22 protein-coding genes and 1 pseudogene are annotated in these 21,788 nt (G+C 37.6%); all 23 read right to left on the reverse strand.

Features of this window, described 5'->3' with window-relative positions:
- Positions 1-154: 154 nt before the first annotated feature.
- Positions 155-1,963, reverse strand: a complete 1,809-nt coding sequence (gene glmS / locus AC37UB_RS02035) for a glutamine--fructose-6-phosphate transaminase (isomerizing) (protein WP_241699036.1) — start codon at positions 1,961-1,963, stop codon at positions 155-157.
- A 342-nt stretch (positions 1,964-2,305) separates the two neighbouring features.
- On the reverse strand, positions 2,306-3,661 hold the full coding sequence (gene glmM / locus AC37UB_RS02040; RefSeq protein WP_241699037.1) for a phosphoglucosamine mutase: 1,356 nt from the start codon (positions 3,659-3,661) through the stop codon (positions 2,306-2,308).
- A gap of 41 nt (positions 3,662-3,702) precedes the next feature.
- Complete coding sequence (locus tag AC37UB_RS02045; RefSeq protein ID WP_241699038.1) at positions 3,703-4,686, reverse strand: CdaR family protein; 984 nt, start codon at positions 4,684-4,686, stop codon at positions 3,703-3,705.
- Positions 4,676-5,575, reverse strand: coding sequence for a diadenylate cyclase CdaA (gene cdaA, locus AC37UB_RS02050; protein ID WP_241699039.1), 900 nt, complete (start codon positions 5,573-5,575; stop codon positions 4,676-4,678). Before cdaA ends, AC37UB_RS02045 begins: the two co-directional genes overlap by 11 nt.
- 215 nt (positions 5,576-5,790) lie before the next feature.
- Positions 5,791-7,227 carry an NCS2 family permease gene (locus AC37UB_RS02055; protein ID WP_241699040.1) on the reverse strand — a complete coding sequence of 479 codons (1,437 nt, stop codon included), beginning with the start codon at positions 7,225-7,227 and terminating at the stop codon, positions 5,791-5,793.
- 433 nt (positions 7,228-7,660) lie between these two features.
- Positions 7,661-8,557 carry an AraC family transcriptional regulator gene (locus AC37UB_RS02060; protein WP_490685260.1) on the reverse strand — a complete coding sequence of 299 codons (897 nt, stop codon included), beginning with the start codon at positions 8,555-8,557 and terminating at the stop codon, positions 7,661-7,663.
- A 208-nt stretch (positions 8,558-8,765) separates the two neighbouring features.
- Positions 8,766-9,260 carry a nucleotidyltransferase domain-containing protein gene (locus tag AC37UB_RS02065; RefSeq protein WP_285215429.1) on the reverse strand — a complete coding sequence of 165 codons (495 nt, stop codon included), beginning with the start codon at positions 9,258-9,260 and terminating at the stop codon, positions 8,766-8,768.
- Positions 9,261-9,426: 166 nt separating this feature from the next.
- Complete coding sequence (locus AC37UB_RS02070) at positions 9,427-10,065, reverse strand: Vat family streptogramin A O-acetyltransferase (RefSeq protein ID WP_420021746.1); 639 nt, start codon at positions 10,063-10,065, stop codon at positions 9,427-9,429.
- A complete protein-coding gene (locus AC37UB_RS02075) occupies positions 10,062-10,901 on the reverse strand; it encodes a nucleotidyltransferase domain-containing protein (protein ID WP_420021747.1) in 840 nt (279 codons plus the stop codon). Before AC37UB_RS02075 ends, AC37UB_RS02070 begins: the two co-directional genes overlap by 4 nt.
- A 14-nt stretch (positions 10,902-10,915) precedes the next feature.
- Positions 10,916-11,140 carry a helix-turn-helix domain-containing protein gene (locus AC37UB_RS02080; RefSeq protein WP_002303393.1) on the reverse strand — a complete coding sequence of 75 codons (225 nt, stop codon included), beginning with the start codon at positions 11,138-11,140 and terminating at the stop codon, positions 10,916-10,918.
- A 142-nt stretch (positions 11,141-11,282) separates the two neighbouring features.
- On the reverse strand, positions 11,283-12,827 hold the full coding sequence (locus AC37UB_RS02085) for a recombinase family protein (RefSeq protein WP_046391942.1): 1,545 nt from the start codon (positions 12,825-12,827) through the stop codon (positions 11,283-11,285).
- Between the two features lie 19 nt (positions 12,828-12,846).
- Positions 12,847-13,263 carry a recombinase gene (locus tag AC37UB_RS02090; protein ID WP_046391878.1) on the reverse strand — a complete coding sequence of 139 codons (417 nt, stop codon included), beginning with the start codon at positions 13,261-13,263 and terminating at the stop codon, positions 12,847-12,849.
- Positions 13,264-14,826, reverse strand: coding sequence for a recombinase family protein (locus AC37UB_RS02095; protein WP_046391879.1), 1,563 nt, complete (start codon positions 14,824-14,826; stop codon positions 13,264-13,266).
- A gap of 61 nt (positions 14,827-14,887) precedes the next feature.
- The gene (locus AC37UB_RS02100) at positions 14,888-15,103 is read right to left on the reverse strand and encodes an SHOCT domain-containing protein (protein ID WP_046391880.1); all 216 of its coding nucleotides are present in this window, start codon (positions 15,101-15,103) and stop codon (positions 14,888-14,890) included.
- A 55-nt stretch (positions 15,104-15,158) separates the two neighbouring features.
- Complete coding sequence (locus AC37UB_RS02105) at positions 15,159-17,099, reverse strand: DNA polymerase (protein WP_490685261.1); 1,941 nt, start codon at positions 17,097-17,099, stop codon at positions 15,159-15,161.
- Positions 17,100-17,172: 73 nt separating this feature from the next.
- Positions 17,173-17,724: a DUF2815 family protein gene (locus tag AC37UB_RS02110; protein ID WP_101355256.1), complete on the reverse strand. Its 552-nt coding sequence runs from the start codon at positions 17,722-17,724 to the stop codon at positions 17,173-17,175.
- Positions 17,725-17,729: 5 nt separating this feature from the next.
- Entirely contained in the window at positions 17,730-18,866 is a 1,137-nt protein-coding gene (locus tag AC37UB_RS02115) for a DUF2800 domain-containing protein (RefSeq protein WP_490685262.1), read from the reverse strand.
- A complete protein-coding gene (locus AC37UB_RS02120; protein WP_490685263.1) occupies positions 18,859-19,176 on the reverse strand; it encodes an rRNA biogenesis protein rrp5 in 318 nt (105 codons plus the stop codon). Before AC37UB_RS02120 ends, AC37UB_RS02115 begins: the two co-directional genes overlap by 8 nt.
- Complete coding sequence (locus AC37UB_RS02125) at positions 19,151-19,369, reverse strand: hypothetical protein (RefSeq protein WP_061106172.1); 219 nt, start codon at positions 19,367-19,369, stop codon at positions 19,151-19,153. Before AC37UB_RS02125 ends, AC37UB_RS02120 begins: the two co-directional genes overlap by 26 nt.
- A 139-nt stretch (positions 19,370-19,508) precedes the next feature.
- Positions 19,509-19,877 carry a 1,4-beta-N-acetylmuramidase gene (locus tag AC37UB_RS02130; RefSeq protein ID WP_490685264.1) on the reverse strand — a complete coding sequence of 123 codons (369 nt, stop codon included), beginning with the start codon at positions 19,875-19,877 and terminating at the stop codon, positions 19,509-19,511.
- Positions 19,876-19,998: pseudogene (locus tag AC37UB_RS02135) on the reverse strand (DNA modification methylase); the annotation flags it as partial. The gene AC37UB_RS02130 and the pseudogene AC37UB_RS02135, both read right to left, overlap by 2 nt.
- A complete protein-coding gene (metK, locus tag AC37UB_RS02140) occupies positions 19,988-21,151 on the reverse strand; it encodes a methionine adenosyltransferase (protein ID WP_490685265.1) in 1,164 nt (387 codons plus the stop codon). The gene metK and the pseudogene AC37UB_RS02135, both read right to left, overlap by 11 nt.
- Before the next feature lie 3 nt (positions 21,152-21,154).
- On the reverse strand, positions 21,155-21,694 hold the full coding sequence (locus AC37UB_RS02145; RefSeq protein WP_490685266.1) for a P27 family phage terminase small subunit: 540 nt from the start codon (positions 21,692-21,694) through the stop codon (positions 21,155-21,157).
- Positions 21,695-21,788 lie beyond the last annotated feature (94 nt).

Raw genomic sequence — 21,788 nt, forward strand, 5'->3', positions numbered from 1 at the left:
TTTCTTATCAAAATGATATAAAATATTTTCTTTAAACGACTCTTTATGAGTCACAACTGAAGTAATTGAGCAAATTTAATTTTTAACCACTCCACTCTTTTTAAATATTATACAAAAAAACCAACCTTCACTTAAGAAAATTGGTTTTAATTGTTTATTCTACTGTCACACTTTTTGCTAAGTTACGTGGTTTATCAACATCTAATCCTCTTTGCAAACTGGCATAATATGCTAATAATTGTAACGGCACCACACTAACTAGTGGTGTTAGTAGTTCATGTACTGGCAACAACACGAGTTCGTCGCCTTCATGTGCGACATTTTCAAGTGAGATTGTTAAAACATTTGCCCCACGACTTTCCACTTCTTTTGCGTTTCCGCGTGTATGACTGGCTGTTTTTTCATCTGTGATAATCGAAATGACTGGTGTGCCTTCTTCAATCAAGGCAATGGTTCCATGTTTTAATTCCCCAGCAGCAAATCCTTCTGCTTGAATATAAGAAATTTCTTTTAATTTAAGCGCTGCTTCCATCGATACGGCATAATCTAGTCCACGACCAATAAAGAAGGCATTGCGTGTTGTTCCTAAGAGCGACTCGCTAAGACCAGCTATTAATTCTTTTTCACTAATCATTGAATCCATTACAGAGGCGATAATTGCCATCTCATGAGCTAAATCAATTGATGACGCTTTTTCTAATCCTTTTTTTAATCCAATAGATTGTGCTAAATAAGCCATAACTGCAATTTGAGACGTATAAGCTTTTGTTGATGCTACGGCAATTTCTGGACCGGCATGTAATAATAACGTGTAGGTCGCTTCACGTGATAGTGTAGAACCTTTTACGTTCGTAATAGTCAGTGATGGTAAATTCAATTCATTTACTTTAACCAATACTTGACGACTATCAGCTGTTTCACCACTTTGCGTTAAGAAAATGAAGAAAGGCTTCTCTGATAAAATTGGCATATCATAGCCCATCTCACTAGCTAAATGTACTTCAACTGGAATATGCGTTAACTCTTCAATGATTTTTTTACCAACTAAACCGGCATGCCAACTTGTACCGCATCCAACGATATAGATACGATCACTTGATGCCATATGAGAGATAATATCTTCATCAATTGTTGTCTTGCCATCTTCTGTTAAATATTCAGAAATTAATTTTCTCATCACACTTGGTTGCTCATCAATTTCTTTTAACATGTAATGAGGGTATAAACCTTTTTCAGTGTCTGTTGCATCAATATCAGCCACAAAAGACTCACGTGATAATTTATTTGACTCTCTATCAAAAATAGTCAACTCACCTGGTGTTAAAATAATGCGTTCACCATCTTTAATTTCAACAAATTCATTTGTTTCATTAATCATGGCCATTGCATCACTACCAACATAATGGCAATTTTCGCCAAGTCCGATTAGTAATGGGCTTTTATTTTTCGCAAGGTATAGTGTGTTGCTATCTTCTACGTCCATTAATGCAATCGCATAAGAACCTTCTACTTTGTCTAAAGCTGCTTTAAATGCTTCAAAAGGCGTTTTACCTTGACGATAAAAATAATCAACCAATTCAACGACAATCTCACTATCTGTATCCCCTTTTAAGGCGATATCAGTTAAATAATCATTTTTTAACTCTAAATAATTTTCAATCACGCCATTATGTACTAAACAGAATTTTCCACTTGTTGATTGATGTGGGTGTGCATTTTCTGTATTTGGTACACCATGCGTTGCCCAACGTGTATGACCAATTCCAATATGGCCTTCAGGAATGTTATTAGCCAAAGCTTTTAATTCACTCACACGACCTGGTGCTTTAACAAGGTAAGCTTCTGTATCATCCGCTACCATAATTCCTGCTGAATCATAGCCTCTATATTCTAATTTTTCTAATCCTGTTAACAAGATATCTTTCGCTTGGTTGTTTCCGATTACTCCAACTATTCCACACATTCATATTTCCAACTTTCTTTTAAAATAGTTGTTTCTATTTTTTTGCATGAATAAAGTTTTGTCAAACAAGTTCCCTTGCTATTTTGTCTTTATCCTAAGAGTGCAAACCCTATGAGCCACCCGCCGAATTTTCGATAAACTCATTCCTCGTCACCTAAAAAGGTCTGGCGCTAAATTGGTATAGATACCTTAAATAGTAATAAAAAATAGAAACAAGATTATAATAACCTTTAATAAACTTTCAGTCAACATTAAAATAAATTTATCTTTCTTTTTATGTCATTTTGGTATAGACAAAAAAATGATGTTATCATCCCTGAATAACATCATTTTTTGCAAACCTTAAATTCCTATTTCTTGAATCACGACATTCGCAATTTTTTCTACATAATAATTTACTTTTTCTTCTGTTGGTGCTTCGGCCATCACACGTAATAGCGGTTCAGTTCCTGAAGGTCTTACTAAGACACGACCATCGCCGTCCATTTCTCCTTCTACTTCTTCAATTACTGCTTTAATCGCCGGAACATCCATTGCACCATATTTATCTGATACTTTAATATTAACCAATTTTTGGGGATATTCTTCAATATCCGCTACTAATTCAGATAATTTTTTACCGGAAGATTTCATCACTTGCATTAGTTGAATACCAGATAATAAACCATCACCAGTTGTATTATGTTGTAAGAAAACAATATGTCCAGATTGTTCTCCACCAAGATTGTAACCAGACTTTCTCATTTCTTCTACAACATAACGATCTCCTACTTGAGTTGTTACAGCTGCTAAGCCAGCTTCTTCAACAGCTTTATGGAAACCTAAGTTACTCATAACTGTTGCAACAATCGTATTTTTATTCAATTCATCGTTTGATGCAAGATATTTTCCGCAAATATATAAAATTTTATCTCCATCAACAATTTGACCATTTTCATCAACTGCTATTACGCGATCACCATCACCATCAAATGCCAAGCCTAAGTCTGCTTCTTTTTCAACAACAAATTTAGTTAATTCTTCAGGATGAGTCGATCCTACACCGTCATTAATATTTAATCCATCTGGTCTTACTCCCATTGTATAGAAATCAGTATCTAAATCAGCAAATAATTGATTAATCAATGGACTAGTTGCACCGTTTGCTCCATCTAGACAAACAGTTAATCCATTCAACGATTCAGATACCGTTTTTTTCAAGAATTCAATATATTTTTGAGAACCCTCACGGTAGATATTCAATGTTCCTAGCCCTAAAGCTGATGGACGAGGCAATAAATCTGTTTCCGCATCTAATAATACCTCAATCTCCTCTTCCTCTTCATCAGATAATTTGAAGCCATCAGGACCAAAGAATTTAATCCCATTATCTTCAGCAGGATTATGTGATGCTGAAATCATAACACCAGCAGCTGCTTTTTGTGTTCTTGTTAAATAAGCCACACCAGGAGTTGAAATAACGCCAAGTTGCAATACTTCGATTCCAACTGATAACAATCCAGAAATTAATGCTTGTTCTAATAATTGACCAGAAATTCGCGTATCTCTGCCTACTAATACCTGTGGTTTTCCTTCTGTCAAATGGCTGTGCTGACATAAAACATGTCCTCCACAACGTCCGATTTTAAATGCTAACTCTGGTGTCAATTCTTTATTGGCTATTCCTCTAACACCATCAGTTCCAAAATATTTACCCATTTTTTTATCTCCTAACTCAATTTACAATTTATTCTTTTATTTTATTTACTCGAACTATCACTCGTTGATGTTTTTACTTCATTTGGTTTAACTGTCACTGAGACAGTTTCTGGAATAACTTTCACTCCATTTGGAACAACAACAGCATATGAGCTAGTTACCGTTTCTTTAATATTACTTGTATCAATTTTTAATTCAATACCGTTTATTTCATCTAGTACTTCTTTAGGCCCTTCAATATCAACCATGTCATCTTTAATAGTAAAGGTAAAATCTTTTATCCCTTTAGGTATCGTTCCTGACTGAACAGGTGTAACTTTTACTCGTTTGCTTGGGACCGTTACTTTTACATTCACACTAACTGTTTCAGGTTCAATTTTTACATCAAGGGGCTCGCCAGATTTATTGACTGCATAAGGTTTGACTCTTTCAGAAAAATTGCTTGTCACATTTGTTTTATCACTCACACCTGCAATCACTCTGTCTACTTCTTTGACAGATGCTTCTGAACCACTTACTTTTACAGTCATCGGGTCAATTGTTGCTTCATTTGTTGAGTAACCCTCTTGATAAATTTTATTATCAATTGCCGGTTCCACTTTGAATGTATTACTATCCTTATTTTCGATCGTTACTGATAGTTTGCTTGGCTTAATAGTTCCCTTAACAGAATTAGGCAACCCAACTACCTCTAAAGGTACCTCATGTGTTCCTACATTATATTTAGTTAAGTCCATGACAACTGAAAATCCTCGTGTCTCAGCATTGGATTCTTTATCAAGTAAAATTTTATTATTACTTGTTAAATCAACAGAAACGGTTTCTTGGTAACCAGAAATAAAGTATTTATCTTGATTATACGTTACATTGACAGGTACATTTTCAGCTGTTGCTTGCAATTCTTTCATCGTTCCTGTAACGGATTTATTCGAAATAACAAACGAATTAGCATTATAATATAATAGAATAGCAAAAAAGAGAGATAAAATTCGAATAAACCAAGGTGATCTACTATCATTTTTCATCTTTTTTGCCTCCTTTTTTAAAGCTTTTTTTTACGTCTTCAATAAACAACGCAATACCTGATTGTGACTCTTCTTCACTAAAATCAGATAATTCTTGTTTTAACACTTCCAGATACGCTTCACGTTGAAGTCCAGGTAGAAATATTTTATTGTGTGTAATACTAACCTCTCCTGTTTCTTCTGATACAACAAGTGTTAAGGCATCTGATGTTTCACTGACACCAATTGCAGCACGATGTCTTGTTCCAAACTCTTTTGGAATTTTATTACTCTCAGACAGAGGTAAATAACTTGAAGCGGATGCTATTTTATTGTCTTTAATAATCACTGCACCATCATGTAATGGAGTATTTGGAATAAAAATATTAATTAATAACTGACTAGAAATATCTGCATCAAGTGGAATACCACTTTCAATAATATCGATTAAATTATCATTTCGTTGAATAGTAATCAACGCACCAATTTTCCGTTTAGACATATACTGTAGTGCTTCATCTAAAGCTGTTATAAAAGACTGTTGCATGTTTTTTTGTCTGCTAGAATGTGTTAAGGCAGCTCCTCTACCAAGATGTTCTAGCCCTCGTCTAACTTCTGGTTGAAAAATAACAATTGCTGCGACAACACCATAAGTGATCACCTGATTCATTAGCCATGAAACAGTATTTAAACCTAAAAAATCACTAACGATTCTTACAATGATAATCACTGCGATCCCCTTAAAAACTTGGATAGCCTTTGTGTCATTTAATAGCATTAAAAACTTGTAAACAACATACCAAACGACTAATATATCTACTACATGGATCAAAACACTCAAAGTTAAATACTTGTTGAGTAAATTTTGCCAAATCTCAGGTCTGAACAAGCTCGTTCCAGTTAATATCATCTTGCTCCTCCCCCTTCATTTTTTTTATAAGTATTTACACTATTAATAATCCCCCCAAATACTTGCTTTATGATACTTTTCTTATTATAACATAGGTTTATAATCTGAAAACCTAGAAATTATTTTTTTAACCATTTAATACATTTTTTACATAAAAAAACGCACCTGACATAATTATTAATCAGATACGTTTTATTCTTTTTATTTAATACTTATTATAATGTTGCTAAAACAATAAAGTTAATAATAAATAGTCCAGTAACGATCCATAAAACTGGAGAAATCTCTTTTACTTTTCCTTTAACTACTTTGATCAACACAAAAAATATAAAGCCAGCAGCAATACCATAAGAAATACTATAAGCTAGTCCCATAAAAATTGAAGTAAAGAAGGCTGGAATGGCATCTTCTAAATTGGTCCACTCAATTTCTTTAAATGATGACATCATCATCACGCCAACCAAAATTAATGCCGGCGCAGTTGCTTGTGTTGGAACAGCTCCTACAACTGGGGATAAAAAGCTACTCAATAAGAACATTGCTGCAACAACGACAGATGTTAACCCCGTTCTACCACCTGCACCAATGCCTGCTGCACTCTCAACATAGGTTGTCACGTTACTTGTTCCTACAATAGCACCTGCAGTTGTAGCAATAGCATCTGCAAACAATGCTTTATCCATTTTTGAATGAATCCCTCGACTAGTCATAACGGACTCTTCTTCTTCCTTAGAAAAAATACCAGTACGACGACCAGTTCCTATAAAGGTGCCAATAGTATCAAAAATATCAGACAAACTAAAAGCTAAGACCGTTAATAATACTTGTGGAATTTTTGATGCATCAGAAAACAGTGATGGCATACCATTTGGACCAAACGCTGCACCAAATGTTGTACCTAATTCTTTAATTGAGTTTACTAAAGAATTTTGTTGAAAATTAATCGTACTTAAATCAACTACACCCATTGGAATTGACATAATTGTTGTAATAACAATACCTATTAAGATAGCACCTTTTACATTTTTTATCACTAAAATAGTTGTAATAATTAATCCAATTAAGGCTAATATGATAGCAGGATTATTAAAATTCGCTAACGCTGGAACAATTCCCCCATTCGATACAACATTTGTTGCTTTATCACCATCAACAACTGATGAAACAATTGCGCTCTCATCTGATGTAAAGTGTAAAAATCCTGCATTTTTAATTCCAACATATGCAATAAAAATTCCTATTCCTCCACCAATAGCATGTTGTAAACTTTCAGGTATTGATTGAATAATTAATTTTCTTAATTTTGTAATTGTAATAATGATATTAATCATACCACATAAGAAAACCATTGCTAAACCTTGTTCCCATGAATAACCTAATCCCATCACAACTGTAAAGGTAAAAAAAGCATTTAATCCCATACCTGGGGCTTGGGCATATGGAACATTTGCAAACAAGCCCATTATTAGCGTTCCTATTGCGGATGCGATAATAGTTGCTAAAAAAACTGCTTGAAATGGCATTCCTGATAATGATAAAATAGTTGGATTCACAAATAAGATATAACTCATGGCAAAAAATGTTGTAACTCCTGCCATAATTTCTGTTGAAACAGTCGTATTATTTTCTTTTAACTTAAAAAACTTTTCCATTCCCTAACATTACACCTTCCATTATATATTTTGTTCGTCAATATCTTTAACAAAATTGATTATAAAGTGACTATTAAAAAATAGCAATCATTTATTTATATTTTGTTGTTTTTTTGTTTGAAATGTTCGTGTTTTATCTATTTTAATAGTAATTTATATTTTTTATAACATACAAAAAGACAAGTAAAGTTTTTTACTTGTCTTTTTTCGTTATGATTTTCTCTTTAACACTGTCACACACTCAATATGTTTCGAGATGAGGGGATAGCTGTCAAGAAATAGTAAGCTAAATATTTTTATTTAAAGTTCTCTTTGAGGGAACATATCAACTAATGGCTTTCGTATGTGAGAACATATCGACTTTCTCTACCTCTTTGTTAAAGAAAAGGGCACTCTAACTAAGGAGTACCCTCAACCATGAACATTGATGTAATTAATAGTCTTTTTTCTTTACTGGAATCCAGATTTCGCTTCGATACTTTGGATTTCCAGTGTTTGGACTCTCGTTCCACAAAATTTCAGGACCTTCAACTGCCTCATACCCTGAAGACGGAAACCACTCTGAGTATATCCTTCCCCATACATTTTGAAGTGTTTCCGGGAAGGGTCCAATGGATTCGAAAACTGCCCAGGTACTGGCTTCTATTTTTAATACATCAAGTTCTGCTGTTTCATCACTTGAAGTTGCTACTCCGATGTAATGATCTAGTTCTCCTCTTTCTTCCATTCTTCCTTCCGAGAAATTAGTGGAAGCACTAATAATACCAGTTGGTTCTACATTTGAAATTGCTTTTAATTGTTTAATAACCTCCGGGGTTAAAAGTTCAGTCATTTTTGCAATCTCTGGATTAACACCTTTAAAAATAACTGGAACTCTCTTCTTAAATCCGACTAACTTAAATGCCTCTTTTTCAACAATACGATAGTTCATTTCGCATCCTCCTTTAATTGATAATTGAAAGGTCATTCTTGGATAGGCTTTTAATTGTGTATTCTCACTTCTAGCATCAGAAGGTAAAATACCATGCATAGAATGAAAAGCTCGGGAGAATGAATCAGCTGAATTATAGCCATATTTTACGGCTACATCAATTATTCTCAAATCCTTATCTTTCAAATCAAGTGCTGCCAGCGTTAATCTTCTTCTCCGAATATATTCTGATAAGCTTATACCTGATAAAAAAGAAAACATCCGCTTAAAATGATACTCTGAACAGTAAGCAATTTTAGAGACTTCACTATAATCAATATCCTCAGTTAAGTGCTCTTCAATGTATACCATTGCATTATTCATACTACTTAACGAATCCATCAAACAACCTCCTTTCATCGTCAATATTATCAAAGGATGTGCTTACCAATCCGACAATCTGTGCACAGTATAGTCGGATATTATTTAAAATATTCTCTTATGAGACTTAAGAAACGAAATCTAATACATGCTTAACTTTTCAATTGCATGTTTTCCATTAGTTGGGAAGACCACATGCTTTCCTTTGTTACTTAAATTTTTGCTTATTTAAATTAGAATCTCTTGGTTACTTGTATTCACTCGGAACAGGAATATTAAATCTCTCACACAATAGTTTTACATCATGCACATCATTTTCATCATACTCATAGCCCAAGTGAAATAATATTTGATTTTCAGCATCAATACATCTTACCGTTTTATCGCCTATTTTCCCAATGCCGCTAAACACTTCTGGAGGATATGCTTCCCCTTCAAAAACAATGTATCCTTGTTCGTTGAATTTAAATATATGAAGATCAATTATCCTGCCTTTACTATCCTTCCAAACCGTGTGGGATGTGGTGGTATATGCTTCGGTAACCTCAGCAAAACCTTTTTCTTTTAATATTTCAATAAACTTTCTTCCATTACTTTCTTCCACAAATAAATCAATATCGTTGTGTACTCTTGTTTCTTCTTCTAATAATGCATCTACTCCCCAACCGCCATCTATCCAAATGTTAATTTTATTTTCCTCAGCATATGTTATTATCTCAATGGCATCTGTTTTATTTACCATGCAACCCCTCCGTTCAAATTAAAATTTATAAGCGATAAATCTCGAAGCTATTATGCTAAAGATGAAGTTTGCCTTTTTTTGCTCGCCATAATTAGAACTAAATCGAGGCTCCAGCAACCCCCCAGATTTAAGTCCCCTTTTGTACCGTGGTAGAAATGCCCCGTGTCTAATGATTTTTCATTAATTGCTCTAGCCCTTCTTCGGATGTTAACATTTCAAGATTATTAAATATTTCCTCTTCGCCCCAGTTCCACCATTGGAGCTTTAGCAAGAATTCAACCTTTTCATCACTAAATCGTTTTTTGATAAATTTAGCTGGATTCCCACCATATATTGTGTATGGTTCAATACTTTTTACTACTGTTGAGTTAGCAGCAATAATCGCACCATCACCAATTTTAATACCCGGCATAATGGTAACATTCTGTCCAATCCATACATCATTTCCAATCACTGTATCACCCTTGAATGGTAACTGCTCTATTGTTGGAGTTACCTTCTCCCAACCACAGCCAAAGATATTAAAGGGATAGGTTGTAATTCCATCCATTCTATGATTTGCACCATTCATGATAAACTTAACACCCGCTGCAATTGCACAGAACTTGCCTATAATGAGTTTATCTCCAAGAAATTCGTAGTGATGCTCTATATTATCATAAAATTTCTCTGGAGACTTTTTATTATCGCTATAATAGGTATATTCGCCAATCTCAACATTTGGTCTTTTAGGTAGATTACTTATATAGCAAACCGTCTTTATATTTTCATTCGGATAAAGCTTTTTCTTATCTGGCCCCGTCATTGAATATGGGCTCCTTTCAGGTATTCAACCTCATTTACTAGTCTTTGAAGAATCTCTATTCCTTTTCTTGTACAATCTACATTAGTTGATATTAAGGAAATAACCTTATCGACCCTTTCCTTGTAATCGCTTGGCTTGATCTTAAAATCCTCGATCATCTTAACAGCCTTTTTTTCATTTATACAGTATTCTTTATTTACTGCAAATAAGACTTGATTAAGGGAAGATATGCTTCGAAAGCAATGCCCGCAAACATAGGATACATCGTCTTTATCTATATTGTTCTCAGCAAACATTAAAGAGAAACCTGCCTCAAACATAAAAAATTCAGTTAATCCTTTCTGCAAAGCGGTTGGATAACGTTCTGCTTGCTTTTTAAACTCATAAAAGTTTTCATCATTAGCATATAGTATTTTGCTAATCGCTAATTCTCCTCGATACATAGCACTTATATATCCATGGGGATGCCCCGTCTGATAATTAGCAGTAGCAATTCCTTGCTCCGTATCTTTGATTATTTGTACCACCCGTTTAATATCACGTAAAATTAAGTCCACATGATATCCGTTTATGACTAACCATCCGCCGCCATTAATCCAATCACCCCATGCTCCGGGAGGTACAATAAGGTTGCTTCTATTCTCATCATCCAACTCTGTAGCAATTTGATAAATCGCTGTCAGGTCAAATGAGTCTGAATTGTAATAGATTCCGATATCTATATCAGAATTTTCTGTATGGGTGCCTCTTGCACGTGAGCCCCCTAATACAATGCCTTCTATAAAAGGCAAAGATGATAATTTCTCTGTTACTATTTGAATAACATTACCTACCATATAAACATCCTCCTTTATTCGTTAGATATTTTTATTTCATCTCCATCTGGTAAAATAAATGCCTGCACAAACTTGACACCTAGCACATCAGCAATGGCCTTCAACTCATCCAAGGTTACTGTTTCTCGTTGTAATTTTTTATTGAAATTCTGTGGAGTCTGGCCAATACGTCTAGCAAGTTCGGAAACACTTATATTCATTTGCTCACACAGTTCTTTAATCATTTCTGCCGTAGTCATACAGCACCTCCAAGTTTACGCTAAGAATATTATAAACCATTTGGTTGATAAACACAATAGTTATTAAAATATTATTATAATCAGCAAGCAAAAGAAAACCCACAACTCTACTGTAGAGTCATGGGCTATTTACTTCTGGTTTTCATATTTCCATTTCGAAGCCAGATTTGAAGGCTATGACGAAGTGGTCTTCATACACAGTAACGTTCTGGATTATTTTCCTTACAAGCTTATCATCATATTCTAAGGTGCGGAATTTGTTCTTGCGGATAAATTCAATCAGCTCATTGATTCGCTCGTTCTCGCCACTGAGGGAGGCATCTTCTACTAAAAGGATCTGTCGCTTGTCTCTCAGCTCATCAATCTCATCTGCTAGATGTTCATAATCTTTACCTTTATTGGCCAGCTTGATGAGTTCTTTTTGCTTTTCCTCCAGTAAGTTGTTAATCTCTGAAATTTGGTATTCTGTCGTTTCACCAATCACAGCATGAATATTCTCTTCCAGAGTCTTTATCATATTGTTCCCACCTGCAAGTAGCTTATTAATCGCAGTCATTACTGCACCATAAAGTTCATCTTCTTTTACGGTTCGGTTCTTACAGACTTCAGGACCCTGCTCGATTCTAGTCACACATCGCCAGACAAATTCTTTTCTGCCATGAATATTCCAATAGGTTCTCCTATAAATATCGCCACAATCTCCACAGAAGGTGATGGCACTTAATGCGTACTTACTACTATAAATTCGTTTGTTCTTACCTTCTCCTGTGTAGATGTTGCTTCTTCGATGAATTTCCTCCTGCACCTGCAAGTATAATTCTTTGGGAATAATCGCTTCATGGCTATTTTCAACATAATACTGTGGAACATGACCTTCATTTTTCACTCGTTTCTTGGTCAGAAAATCTACTGTGACAGTCTTTTGCAGAAGGGCATCTCCGATGTATTTTTCGTTTTGGAGGATTTTTTTAACTGTTTCCGGTCGCCATCTTGGTTTTCCCGCTGCTGTAAAAATACTATCTTTTTCAAGACCTCGACCAATACCCACTAGACTCTGACCTTCAAGGTATTCTCGGTAGATGCGTTTGATAATCTCAGCTTCTTCGGGGACAATAATTAAATTTCCATCTTCATCTTTCGTGTAGCCCATAAATCGCTTATGGTTGACCTGCACCTTTCCTTGTTGGTATCGGTACTGTAGGCCAAGCTTAACGTTTTGTGAAAGGCTCTGGCTTTCCTGTTGTGCTAGAGATGCCATAATGGTAAGTAGCACCTCACCCTTGGCATCCATGGTGTTGATGTTCTCTTTTTCAAAATAGACGGATATGTTCTTATCCTTGAGCTGTCTAATGTATTGAAGGCAGTCTAGGGTGTTACGCGCAAATCGGCTGATGGATTTTGTAATAACCATGTCGATGTTACCGTCCATACACTCTGCAATCATGCGATTAAATTCGTCACGCTTTTTAGTGTTCGTACCAGAGATACCATCATCTGCAAAGATGCCAGCAAACTCCCATTCATTATTTTTCTTTATAAACTCTGTATAGTGTGCGACCTGAACCTCATAGCTAGAATTTTGTTCTTCTGTTTCTGTAGAAACACGGCAATAGGCAGCAACACGAAGTTTCTTTATCTTTTCTTTTGCGGCTGTACTTCCTACTCTTTTACGAGCAGGAATAACCATTATATTTTTCTCTGTCACTTTATTCCTCGCTTTCTATCAGACTATATAAGTATTCTGCTCGTTCAAAAGGATCAACTGGCATCTTATTATCTGCCTTTCTCATTTTAAATCGTTCTTTGGGAGGGGGAGAGGTGAAAGCGGCAAGCTCTACCACTCGTCCTAAATCCTTTGCACGCTTATCTCTAACTTCTTCAGCTTTATCAAATATCTCTTTGTCAATAATTGCTGGATACGTATCATTTCCAAGGTAGTTGACGTTTTTCAAAATGCGACCCATCACAGAGTGTGTCTTATCAATACCTGCCTGTTCGCCAGCCACTGTAAGGGATAGTCCTGATATGTATTTCTCAAAGAATACCTTTACTTGACCTGCTGCCTTTTCATCGACAGTAACCACTCCATCTTGAATTTTGTATCCATATGGAATATATGCCATTTATCTCACCACCTTTTCTTTCAGGGAAAGACCGCATTTCAAATTGAATGTCAGCTCATCCCTGGAATTTACAATGATGTTCTCTACAAATTCTTCAAATAGTTCTTCCGTGTAGTCACCATTAAAATTATCTGCTGACACGTAATCAATGAGGTCCTTTATCTCGTTTGCTCGTAAAATCCCACTCGCGGAATTTGATACAAGGTTTGTTTTTTCAGTTGAAAGATTTTTCATCTCACTATCTAAAACATTTCGTTCCTGATTAAAAAGAGCTGGCTCAAGGAAACCTTTGGCCATCAGTGTAATAAGGGTGTTGCGTTCTTCCATGAGTTGCTCCATTCGCTTATCAATAGCGTCCATTCTTTCACGGTCGCTTTCTTCATCGATTTGGCTAATTGATTTGAAAAGTGGCTCTAGGATTAGCTTGTTACTGAAAGCAAGCTTATTCATCATGGTTGTAAATGTGGCTTTGATTTCCCCATCTCGCAAGAACAACATGGAGCAACTCTCTTTGTCTTCGATATGACCGATGCAACTCCAAGCAATGTAACTCCTACCAGCTGAGTAGTTTGTCTTTCTCCTAAAATTGCGACCACACTCTCCACAGACGATCTTGCCACTTAAAGCATATCGATTAAGATAAACGTTCTTTTTCACGCCCTTACACTTCATCTTGGCTCTTTCATCAATGAGATCTTGTGCCTTAGCAAAGTCTTCTCTACTAATAATAGGTTCATGATTATCCTTGTAGTAATACTGGTCTTTTTCGCCTGTATTTGGATGGCGATTGTAGTTACTATCGGTGTAAGTCTTTTGTAGTAGGACATCACCCATATATTTTTCGTTTCGAAGCATGTCTATCACCGTGCCTGCACTCCAGTGATTACCTCGTCTTGTTGGGATTTTGTCTTTGTTCAAACCTCTTGCTATAGTACCTCCACCTTTCCCTGAAAGGCACTCTGCAAAAATACGTTTGATGATTTCTGCTTCTTCTGGGACGATTACCATTTCACTATCTATATTGGTATATCCATAGGGTGGAGTACCTACATAACTGCCGTTTTGAAATCTCTTTTGAATGGACCAGGTTGAGTTTTGTGAAATAGATGCAGACTCTTCTGCGGCAAATCCTGAAAGAATAGAAAGCATCAGTTCACTTTCCATATCACCCGTGTTTAGATTCTCTTTTTCAAAATAAATATAAACACCGATATCAATCAGTTTTCTTACTAACTCTAGACAATCTACTGTATTACGAGCAAAGCGGCTGATTGATTTGGTGATAATAAAATCAATCCGACCTTGCTTACAATCTCGTATCATACGGAGCAGTTCAGTCCGTTTCTCCATCTTGGTGCCAGAGATTCCTTCGTCATAATAAAGACCAGCAAACTCCCATTCTGGGTTAGACTTAATATATCGCTCATAGTGTTCACGCTGTGCTTTAAGGCTTTCAAGCTGTTCATCACTATCGGTTGAGACTCTAGCATAGGCGGCAACCCTAAGTTTCGTATTAGGTAGTTGTCCCTTGGGCAGTTCATCTATTTTTGTTATCTTTTTCATCATCTCACCTCGCTTTCGCCCATTACATACATCACTCTAAAAGCTATTAATAGCAAGCTTTTCAGGACATAATCTCGGCTAAACGGGGAGAGAATTTCTGCCTGTTCAAGGCTGATATTTTGTTTAATTCATCCGCTGTGATTTTGCCTTCTTTATATAGGTTTGCGACAATACTCTCTGCTATGTGAAAATCATATTCCTTTTGCAGTTCTTCCTCTGTCATCTGCTCGGTCTTGCCCTTTAACGGACAACCATCTTTTACTTCAAAAATGTTCATAGAAAAACACCTCCTACCTAGTAGCCACGACAGGAGGTGAAATCTGATGATTTCTTTAATCTTTTTGATAAAAGTCACATTCATAACCATCGGCGTCAAGGAGCAGCCCTTTTGCCCAAGGTGGCACTTGACTCATTTGTTTACATACTTCAGTAACAGATATTTGAGGATTGGCATCAATAATTACTTCATCATGGACATGAGCCACAATACAATAAGTACTAAGCATCTTCATTGAATACATTAAAATATCACGGGAGATGGCTTGAACAATATTCTCTACAAACTTAGGACCGTAACTTTCAAGACGCTCCCATTTCTTTGTTCCACCTACCCCTTCATAGGTCACAGACTCACCACCAAACTGATTCTCACCAATTCGAGGTTTTACATAGGCAAGCCTTCTGCCAGAGGGAAGAACGATAAAAAGCATGCCACTAAAACAATGAAACTCAATGTTATGGGTTTCTTGTGATTTATTTTCCTTTACGCATTGTTTAGCCGCTCGATCTACATCCCACCAGAACTGTGTGATGTTGGGATTAGACATTCTCCAGGCATTCACAAGCGGTTTTAATTCTTCCTCTTCAAGCCCCATCTCTAATGCACCCATGGCTTTTAGCGCACCAACAGAACCACCATAGCCAAGTGCCAATTCAGCGATTTTACCCTTCTGTCTCAAGTGACCGTTCACACCATGCTTTTCAACGGGAACACTGAACATCTGGGAGGCAGATGCACAGTAGATATCGCCACCACTAGCAAATACCTTTGTTCGCCACGTTTCGCCTGCAAGCCATGAAAGCACACGAGCCTCAATGGCTGAGAAGTCAGCCACAATAAACTTATGACCCACTCTAGGTACAAAGGCTGTACGAATCAGTTGTGAAAGGGTATCAGGTATATCTTCATAGAGCAGTTCTAGTGTTTCAACATCACCATTTCTAACAATATTTCGCGCCTCTTTTAAGTCTGGCATATGGTTTTGAGGGAGGTTTTGTAATTGCACAAGCCTTCCGGCAAAGCGTCCTGTTCTGTTAGCTCCATAAAACTGAAACATACCTCTAGCTCTTGAATCACTACAGACCGCATTTTCCATTGCTGTATATTTCTTTACTGAGGATTTTGCCAGTTGCTGACGAAGTGAAAGAACTTCATTTAGTTCACCATCGGTTTCCTTAAGTTTCTCAGCGACAGCTTTTTTACCGAGAGTCTCCATCTCTAGACCGTTTTCAGAAAGCCAATCTTTCATCTGTTGTACGGAGTTAGGGTTATCAAGTTCTGTGATTTCCTTCATATCGGACATCAGTTTGTTGCGAGAAATCTCATCCATGGCGATGGCCTGCTTAACAAAATCCATATCCACCTTTATGCCTCGATCGTTGATTTCTTGGTCGAGATGATACTCATCCCAGATGTCCTCTGGTACTGGAAACTTGATCAATCTTTGTTGTATCTGTATTTCTGCCTCCACATCACGCTTGTTATATGCCTTAAACTGCTGCCATTTATCGATTTCATCAGTGGGTAGGTTACGGGTTCTACCACCATTTATTTTTGTTGGAGTACATGGAAGACAAAAATATCGTATCAGGTCTTTACCCTCCGTCAGCTTTTGCTTTTCAAGTCCTAGCACTGCACCTACACCTTCTAAAGAAAGAGGTAAACCCATATAGGCAGACCAAACCATGGAACATTTCCATGAGGAAGGATTTAGATAAGTCCCAGTGGGATAGCCCAAATAACGTGAAAGGCATACTCGCTCAAACTGAGCATTAAATGCCCACTTCGTAATGGTTTCATCGGTTAAGGCATCTAGGATTTCTTTTGGAATCTTTTCTCCATTCATCAAATCGATGACCTTAACTTCATCACCGTCAACCGCATAACCAAACAGCATCACCTCAAAATCATCTGCTTCTACGTAACGATAAACACCACTTTTTTGTAGATTGGTAGAAGAATAGGTTTCTATATCAATTTCTAAGTTCTTCATAGCTACCACCTTTCCTAAATGAAAAAAGGTGGCAGAGGTAAGACCTCCACCACCATCAAGTTTTCTATTCCTTTTAGGCAAGGAAGTCATCATCGACAAGAGTCGTAAAATCATCTACTGCAGAAGTCTTACCGCCTAGAGGTTCTCCGTCTCTAATTTTTTGAATGTTACCAAGACCACAAGCTACACCTTTATTACCATTTGAGTTGAAAGCATAGAAGTTAAGAGAAACCCTACCATAACAACCGCTGTATACCTCGCTACGATCCAGTATCGGCTTAACACTTTTGTCTACAATCTGTGGCGCTGTCTTGCTATTCGCATTGATGAAGTAATGGCCTTTATAAGCCTCATCATCACGCTCTACATCACCATCACGCAGCGGTAGTTTAATGGCTGCCTTATTTGGTTTCTTACCACCAAACTTTGCGATACCTTCCTCTATGGCAGCATCAACTGCTGCATGGATAGCATTAATGGTTTCCTTGTCATCCTTTGGAATAAGTACGGATACGCTGTATTTTTCTGCACCACCATTGATGGATACTGGCTCCCAGCCGTGGAAGTAAGAAAATCTTGAGTTTACACCTGTGATAACTTTTGTTTTGTTTTGTATATTTGCCATAATATTTAATCCTCCATAATTTCGTTAAATTCGTTTTTAGCATTTACTACGTTAATCGCCGGTCTTTTATCTGAGTTTGGAACAAGAGTCGGCTTACCCGGTGGTTTGTAAATGAGGTCACCGAGGAGTTCCTCAAATTTGGATTTGCCCATCAGTTTTTGCATCTCTGTCATCGGAATAAGGCTCTTTCTGTAAATATCCTTATATCCACCTGCTACAGCTTTTTCTGCGATGGCTTCTTCATCTTTATACTTACGAACCGAGCGACCTTCCACAACTTTAAAACCATTCCACTCTTTACCGTGATTAACGGCGGCATCAGTGGCATAGGCTGTTATTTCATTTGCCCATTTGGTAAGGTCGGGAAGAACAAGTAAGATTTCTTCTATTTCTGTGTCCGTCAGTAACGGCGGCAGCTTGAATTCTTTCTCTGCAAGTTTCAGCTTTTCTTCGGCTCTAGCACGACATCTGTTTGCTGCTTTACAGAAGGTACACCATGGACCGGGGATGTATTCACCCTCACCGTTGAAGGCTTTGTCAGCTCTGGGCTTTAGTTCCTCTTCAGCCCAGTCTTTTAGTTCTTCCACCGGTATTGTCCAGGTGCTGACATTCTCTCTTCTAGGCTGAAAGATCGTCATGGACACTTCTTTGATATCGTACAAGTAATCATAGATTCCAAGTGCTCCGAGGGCATAGAGTTTCATCTGTGGATTGTCCACTGCATCAACTAGCACACCCAGTCCATATTTAAAGTCTACGATGTGAAGTCTGTCATCTGAAATGATTACACAGTCTCCTGTCCCAAAACCATCTGGAACATAACAAGAGAAGTCAAGACGTTGTTCAATAAGAACGATAGGATCTGTGCAAGACTTTCTTGCAAGTTCCACCTGCTCCATAACGAAGTCAACGTAAGCATCTGTACATTCCTCCATCTCATCAGAGTTATACTCAGAGATAGGTCGCTGACTTCTCATATGAAGTGCCTTTTTTAGTTTGTGTTCACACAGGTCATGAGCCGCTGTGCCTTCTTTTGCTGCCTCACCACTTTGGTCTTCAAACTCCAGTTCAAGTCTTGCAGAGGGTAGGCAGTTGAGCCACCTGTGGGATGAGGATGCAGATAATATAGCATGATTACCCATTCCCAAGACCCTCCGCATCTTTCAAGATGTCAGAATAATACGCCTTATCAACAGCACTTAACTTGTCTGCACCATACTTCTGAATGAGTCCTCGCACTTCGGCAGTAAACCCAATCTGGCTCTTTTCAGCAAGTACCATACGTACTTTTTCCAGTGGGATATCCGGCTCTTTTACTGGTTCTTGTTCAGTGGCAGCTTTTGCACCTAGAGCAGGATCTCCTTCTGTCATCGCTTCGCAAACTGCCTGTATGCTGTCAGCAAGACTTCGCATATCATTGACCACTTCAAGCAGTAGCTTTATTTTGCTCAAGGTCAGTTCCTCCTTTCGTCATTTCACAGATAGAGAGTTCCTCGATGCTGTCTCCAGGGATCACAATCGTTACACGCTGTTTACTCCCTAAAAGAAAGCGAAGAATTCGTTCCCTTACGGACACATTACGGTAGGTAACAAGTCCGCCTGTCTGTGGTTTCTTTGAAACACTGATTTTTAGATTGTGTTTCATATCCATCACCTCTTTCCAAAGGGCGATTTATTTCTTGCCCTCTACCTAGTAGCCACGGGAGGTGATAGAATCTGACGGTTTAGAAAAAAAGAATGCCTACCAAAGAGAAACACTCCTTGATAGGCAATCTTACTAGTTCTTATTTCAAGAGTTCATTGACCCTTTTTTGTACCGAAATGTAGTCATAACCGGCATTTGTTAGTTTGTTTTTTCGATCTTGTCCGTTACCCCAATCGCCACGAATGACTTCCTTTGCGATGGCATCAATAGACTTTTTACTAGATAGCATTTCATTGACCTTTGATTGCACTGCCACATAATCATAGCCTGCATCCGTTAAGCGTTTCTTTCGTTCTTCACCATTACCCCACAAGCCTTGAATGACTTCCTTGGCCAGCGTCTCGATCGATTTCTTTTCTGTAGGAGCAGGTGCATTTTCTTCTTTACCAAGATGATTAAGCCCTGCACTTTGGATAATCGCTTTGTAATCTTTATAGGCATAGTTCATATCCAAATTGCTCAATGGAACGTTTTAGTTTTTCGTACTCTGCATCCCCAGGTTTTAAATCTTTACGAGGGTTATACTGGGCAGGAAGAAGGTCTTTGACATTCTTTTTTTCAATTAACATATTTATCTACCGCCTCCCTCAATTCTTTATAGCAGTCCAAAAACTCCCATGAATTTAATGCATATCTGAAATGACCGTAGGTAGCTGTATCTGCATAAAGTACATCCGTCAACCTTAGCTTTTCAATAATGGCTGCAGGTCTAAGATTGAATACATCCAAAACAGCAGAGCAAAGAATATCCTCGTCAACTTTACCTGTTCCAAAGGTATCAATCTCAATAGCAACTGGATCTGCTTTTCCAATGGCATAAGAGATAGCGACCTGACAGTGCTCGGCAAATCCACATCTAACAACGTTCTTTGCGATAGCTCTTGCCATATAGGCACCACTGCGATCTACTTTTGTTGGATCCTTGCCTGAGAAAGCACCCCCGCCGTGAGCAGCAAGACCACCGTAAGTGTCTACCATTATTTTTCTTCCTGTTAGACCTGTATCTGCAGCGGGACCACCTTCTACAAATCTCCCACTTGGATTGATGAGTATTTCTGTTTCATCATCAAAGGGGTATTTTTCAAAGACAGGCCAAAGCACCTGAGAGATGACTTCGTTTCTTAAAATATCTAAATCCTTATTTGCACCGTGTTGAACAGAGACAACAATGGCCTTGATTCGTTTTGGTTTATCATCTTCATATTCCACCGTTACTTGCGCCTTGCCATCTGGACCTATATCCTTAATCACACCATTCTTCATTACCTTATCCAGCTTTTCGCAGATAGCATGGGATAAAACTAAGGGGAGAGGTAACTTCTCACTGGTTTCATTAGTGGCATAGCCATAGACTGTACCTTGGTCACCAGCACCTAACATGGAATACCATGAAGTATCGCCTTCACGAGATTCCAAAGCTCTATCCACACCGCTTGCGATATCTTTACTTTGTTGATGCACATAGACAAAGACAAGGAATTTTCTCGGATTGTAGCCTACTTCTGTTAGAACATTTCGAACCACTCGCCTAATATCAATCTTTTTTGAACAGGTAATCTCACCGGCAACTATGATGTGTCCTTTGGTTGCCATTACTTCACAAGCCACCCGAGAAGATTTATCTTTTCTCAAACAAGCATCTAAAATGCTATCTGATATAAGGTCACATAGTTTATCAGGGTGGCCCTTACATACACTTTCACACGTTCTATATTTTTTCATTTTCTATTTTCCTTTCCGAGCAGATAATAACCGCTCCATTAAATCGTCTTGCGGACTTCTTCCACCAAACTCCACAGAGCAGTTTTCTTTTACAATCTGGTAAATTTGATACCAACACTGATTGACCTGCTTCATGTATTCACGACTCATAGCAACATAAGGTGATGCAATGGCGGCTGATGTAGTTGGGTGCTTGGCAAGAAATCCGTATTCTGAAATACACTCCTCGCACTGAATCCAACGAGAAACGCTCATGGCATACTGCTCAATAAGCTGGTTGTTTACTAACATTTCACAGCTACGGTCTTTTAGCCATTTGTAAGTTTCGATATAAATATCTTCTGCACAGAAGTCTTTGCCATTTTTCTGAGCAGCCTTTAGATAATCCTTTACAGCTGGAACATCGGCACCTTCCATTTCTGTTGGCTCTGGAAGTACCATGGCTCCATTTAATCTGCCGTCAGCAATTTTATCTGTTAAAGCCTTTGACTTTCTTCCTGAACCAACACGCTGACCGCCTCTTGCTGTACCATCCTTTGCCATGTTTTCACCCCACTTTCCTAAAAGTCTTTAATACCCCCTTTGATTTCTGATTTTTACACACAAGACCCCAGGCCGTTGTCCGCCATAAGAGGTC

The sequence above is a fragment of the Vagococcus changpingensis genome (assembly GCF_058211775.1).

What these genes read in the sequence shown, in the direction of transcription:
- glmS (WP_241699036.1), bottom strand. Translation starts at nt 1,963, where the DNA reads ATGTGTGGAATAGTTGGAGTAATCGGAAACAACCAAGCGAAAGATATC.
- glmM (WP_241699037.1), bottom strand. Translation starts at nt 3,661, where the DNA reads ATGGGTAAATATTTTGGAACTGATGGTGTTAGAGGAATAGCCAATAAA.
- AC37UB_RS02045 (WP_241699038.1), bottom strand. Translation starts at nt 4,686, where the DNA reads ATGAAAAATGATAGTAGATCACCTTGGTTTATTCGAATTTTATCTCTC.
- cdaA (WP_241699039.1), bottom strand. Translation starts at nt 5,575, where the DNA reads ATGATATTAACTGGAACGAGCTTGTTCAGACCTGAGATTTGGCAAAAT.
- AC37UB_RS02055 (WP_241699040.1), bottom strand. Translation starts at nt 7,227, where the DNA reads ATGGAAAAGTTTTTTAAGTTAAAAGAAAATAATACGACTGTTTCAACA.
- AC37UB_RS02060 (WP_490685260.1), bottom strand. Translation starts at nt 8,557, where the DNA reads ATGAAAGGAGGTTGTTTGATGGATTCGTTAAGTAGTATGAATAATGCA.
- AC37UB_RS02065 (WP_285215429.1), bottom strand. Translation starts at nt 9,260, where the DNA reads ATGGTAAATAAAACAGATGCCATTGAGATAATAACATATGCTGAGGAA.
- AC37UB_RS02070 (WP_420021746.1), bottom strand. Translation starts at nt 10,065, where the DNA reads ATGACGGGGCCAGATAAGAAAAAGCTTTATCCGAATGAAAATATAAAG.
- AC37UB_RS02075 (WP_420021747.1), bottom strand. Translation starts at nt 10,901, where the DNA reads ATGGTAGGTAATGTTATTCAAATAGTAACAGAGAAATTATCATCTTTG.
- AC37UB_RS02080 (WP_002303393.1), bottom strand. Translation starts at nt 11,140, where the DNA reads ATGACTACGGCAGAAATGATTAAAGAACTGTGTGAGCAAATGAATATA.
- AC37UB_RS02085 (WP_046391942.1), bottom strand. Translation starts at nt 12,827, where the DNA reads ATGGTTATTCCTGCTCGTAAAAGAGTAGGAAGTACAGCCGCAAAAGAA.
- AC37UB_RS02090 (WP_046391878.1), bottom strand. Translation starts at nt 13,263, where the DNA reads ATGGCATATATTCCATATGGATACAAAATTCAAGATGGAGTGGTTACT.
- AC37UB_RS02095 (WP_046391879.1), bottom strand. Translation starts at nt 14,826, where the DNA reads ATGAAAAAGATAACAAAAATAGATGAACTGCCCAAGGGACAACTACCT.
- AC37UB_RS02100 (WP_046391880.1), bottom strand. Translation starts at nt 15,103, where the DNA reads ATGAACATTTTTGAAGTAAAAGATGGTTGTCCGTTAAAGGGCAAGACC.
- AC37UB_RS02105 (WP_490685261.1), bottom strand. Translation starts at nt 17,099, where the DNA reads ATGAAGAACTTAGAAATTGATATAGAAACCTATTCTTCTACCAATCTA.
- AC37UB_RS02110 (WP_101355256.1), bottom strand. Translation starts at nt 17,724, where the DNA reads ATGGCAAATATACAAAACAAAACAAAAGTTATCACAGGTGTAAACTCA.
- AC37UB_RS02115 (WP_490685262.1), bottom strand. Translation starts at nt 18,866, where the DNA reads ATGGGTAATCATGCTATATTATCTGCATCCTCATCCCACAGGTGGCTC.
- AC37UB_RS02125 (WP_061106172.1), bottom strand. Translation starts at nt 19,369, where the DNA reads ATGAAACACAATCTAAAAATCAGTGTTTCAAAGAAACCACAGACAGGC.
- AC37UB_RS02130 (WP_490685264.1), bottom strand. Translation starts at nt 19,877, where the DNA reads ATGAACTATGCCTATAAAGATTACAAAGCGATTATCCAAAGTGCAGGG.
- metK (WP_490685265.1), bottom strand. Translation starts at nt 21,151, where the DNA reads ATGAAAAAATATAGAACGTGTGAAAGTGTATGTAAGGGCCACCCTGAT.
- AC37UB_RS02145 (WP_490685266.1), bottom strand. Translation starts at nt 21,694, where the DNA reads ATGGCAAAGGATGGTACAGCAAGAGGCGGTCAGCGTGTTGGTTCAGGA.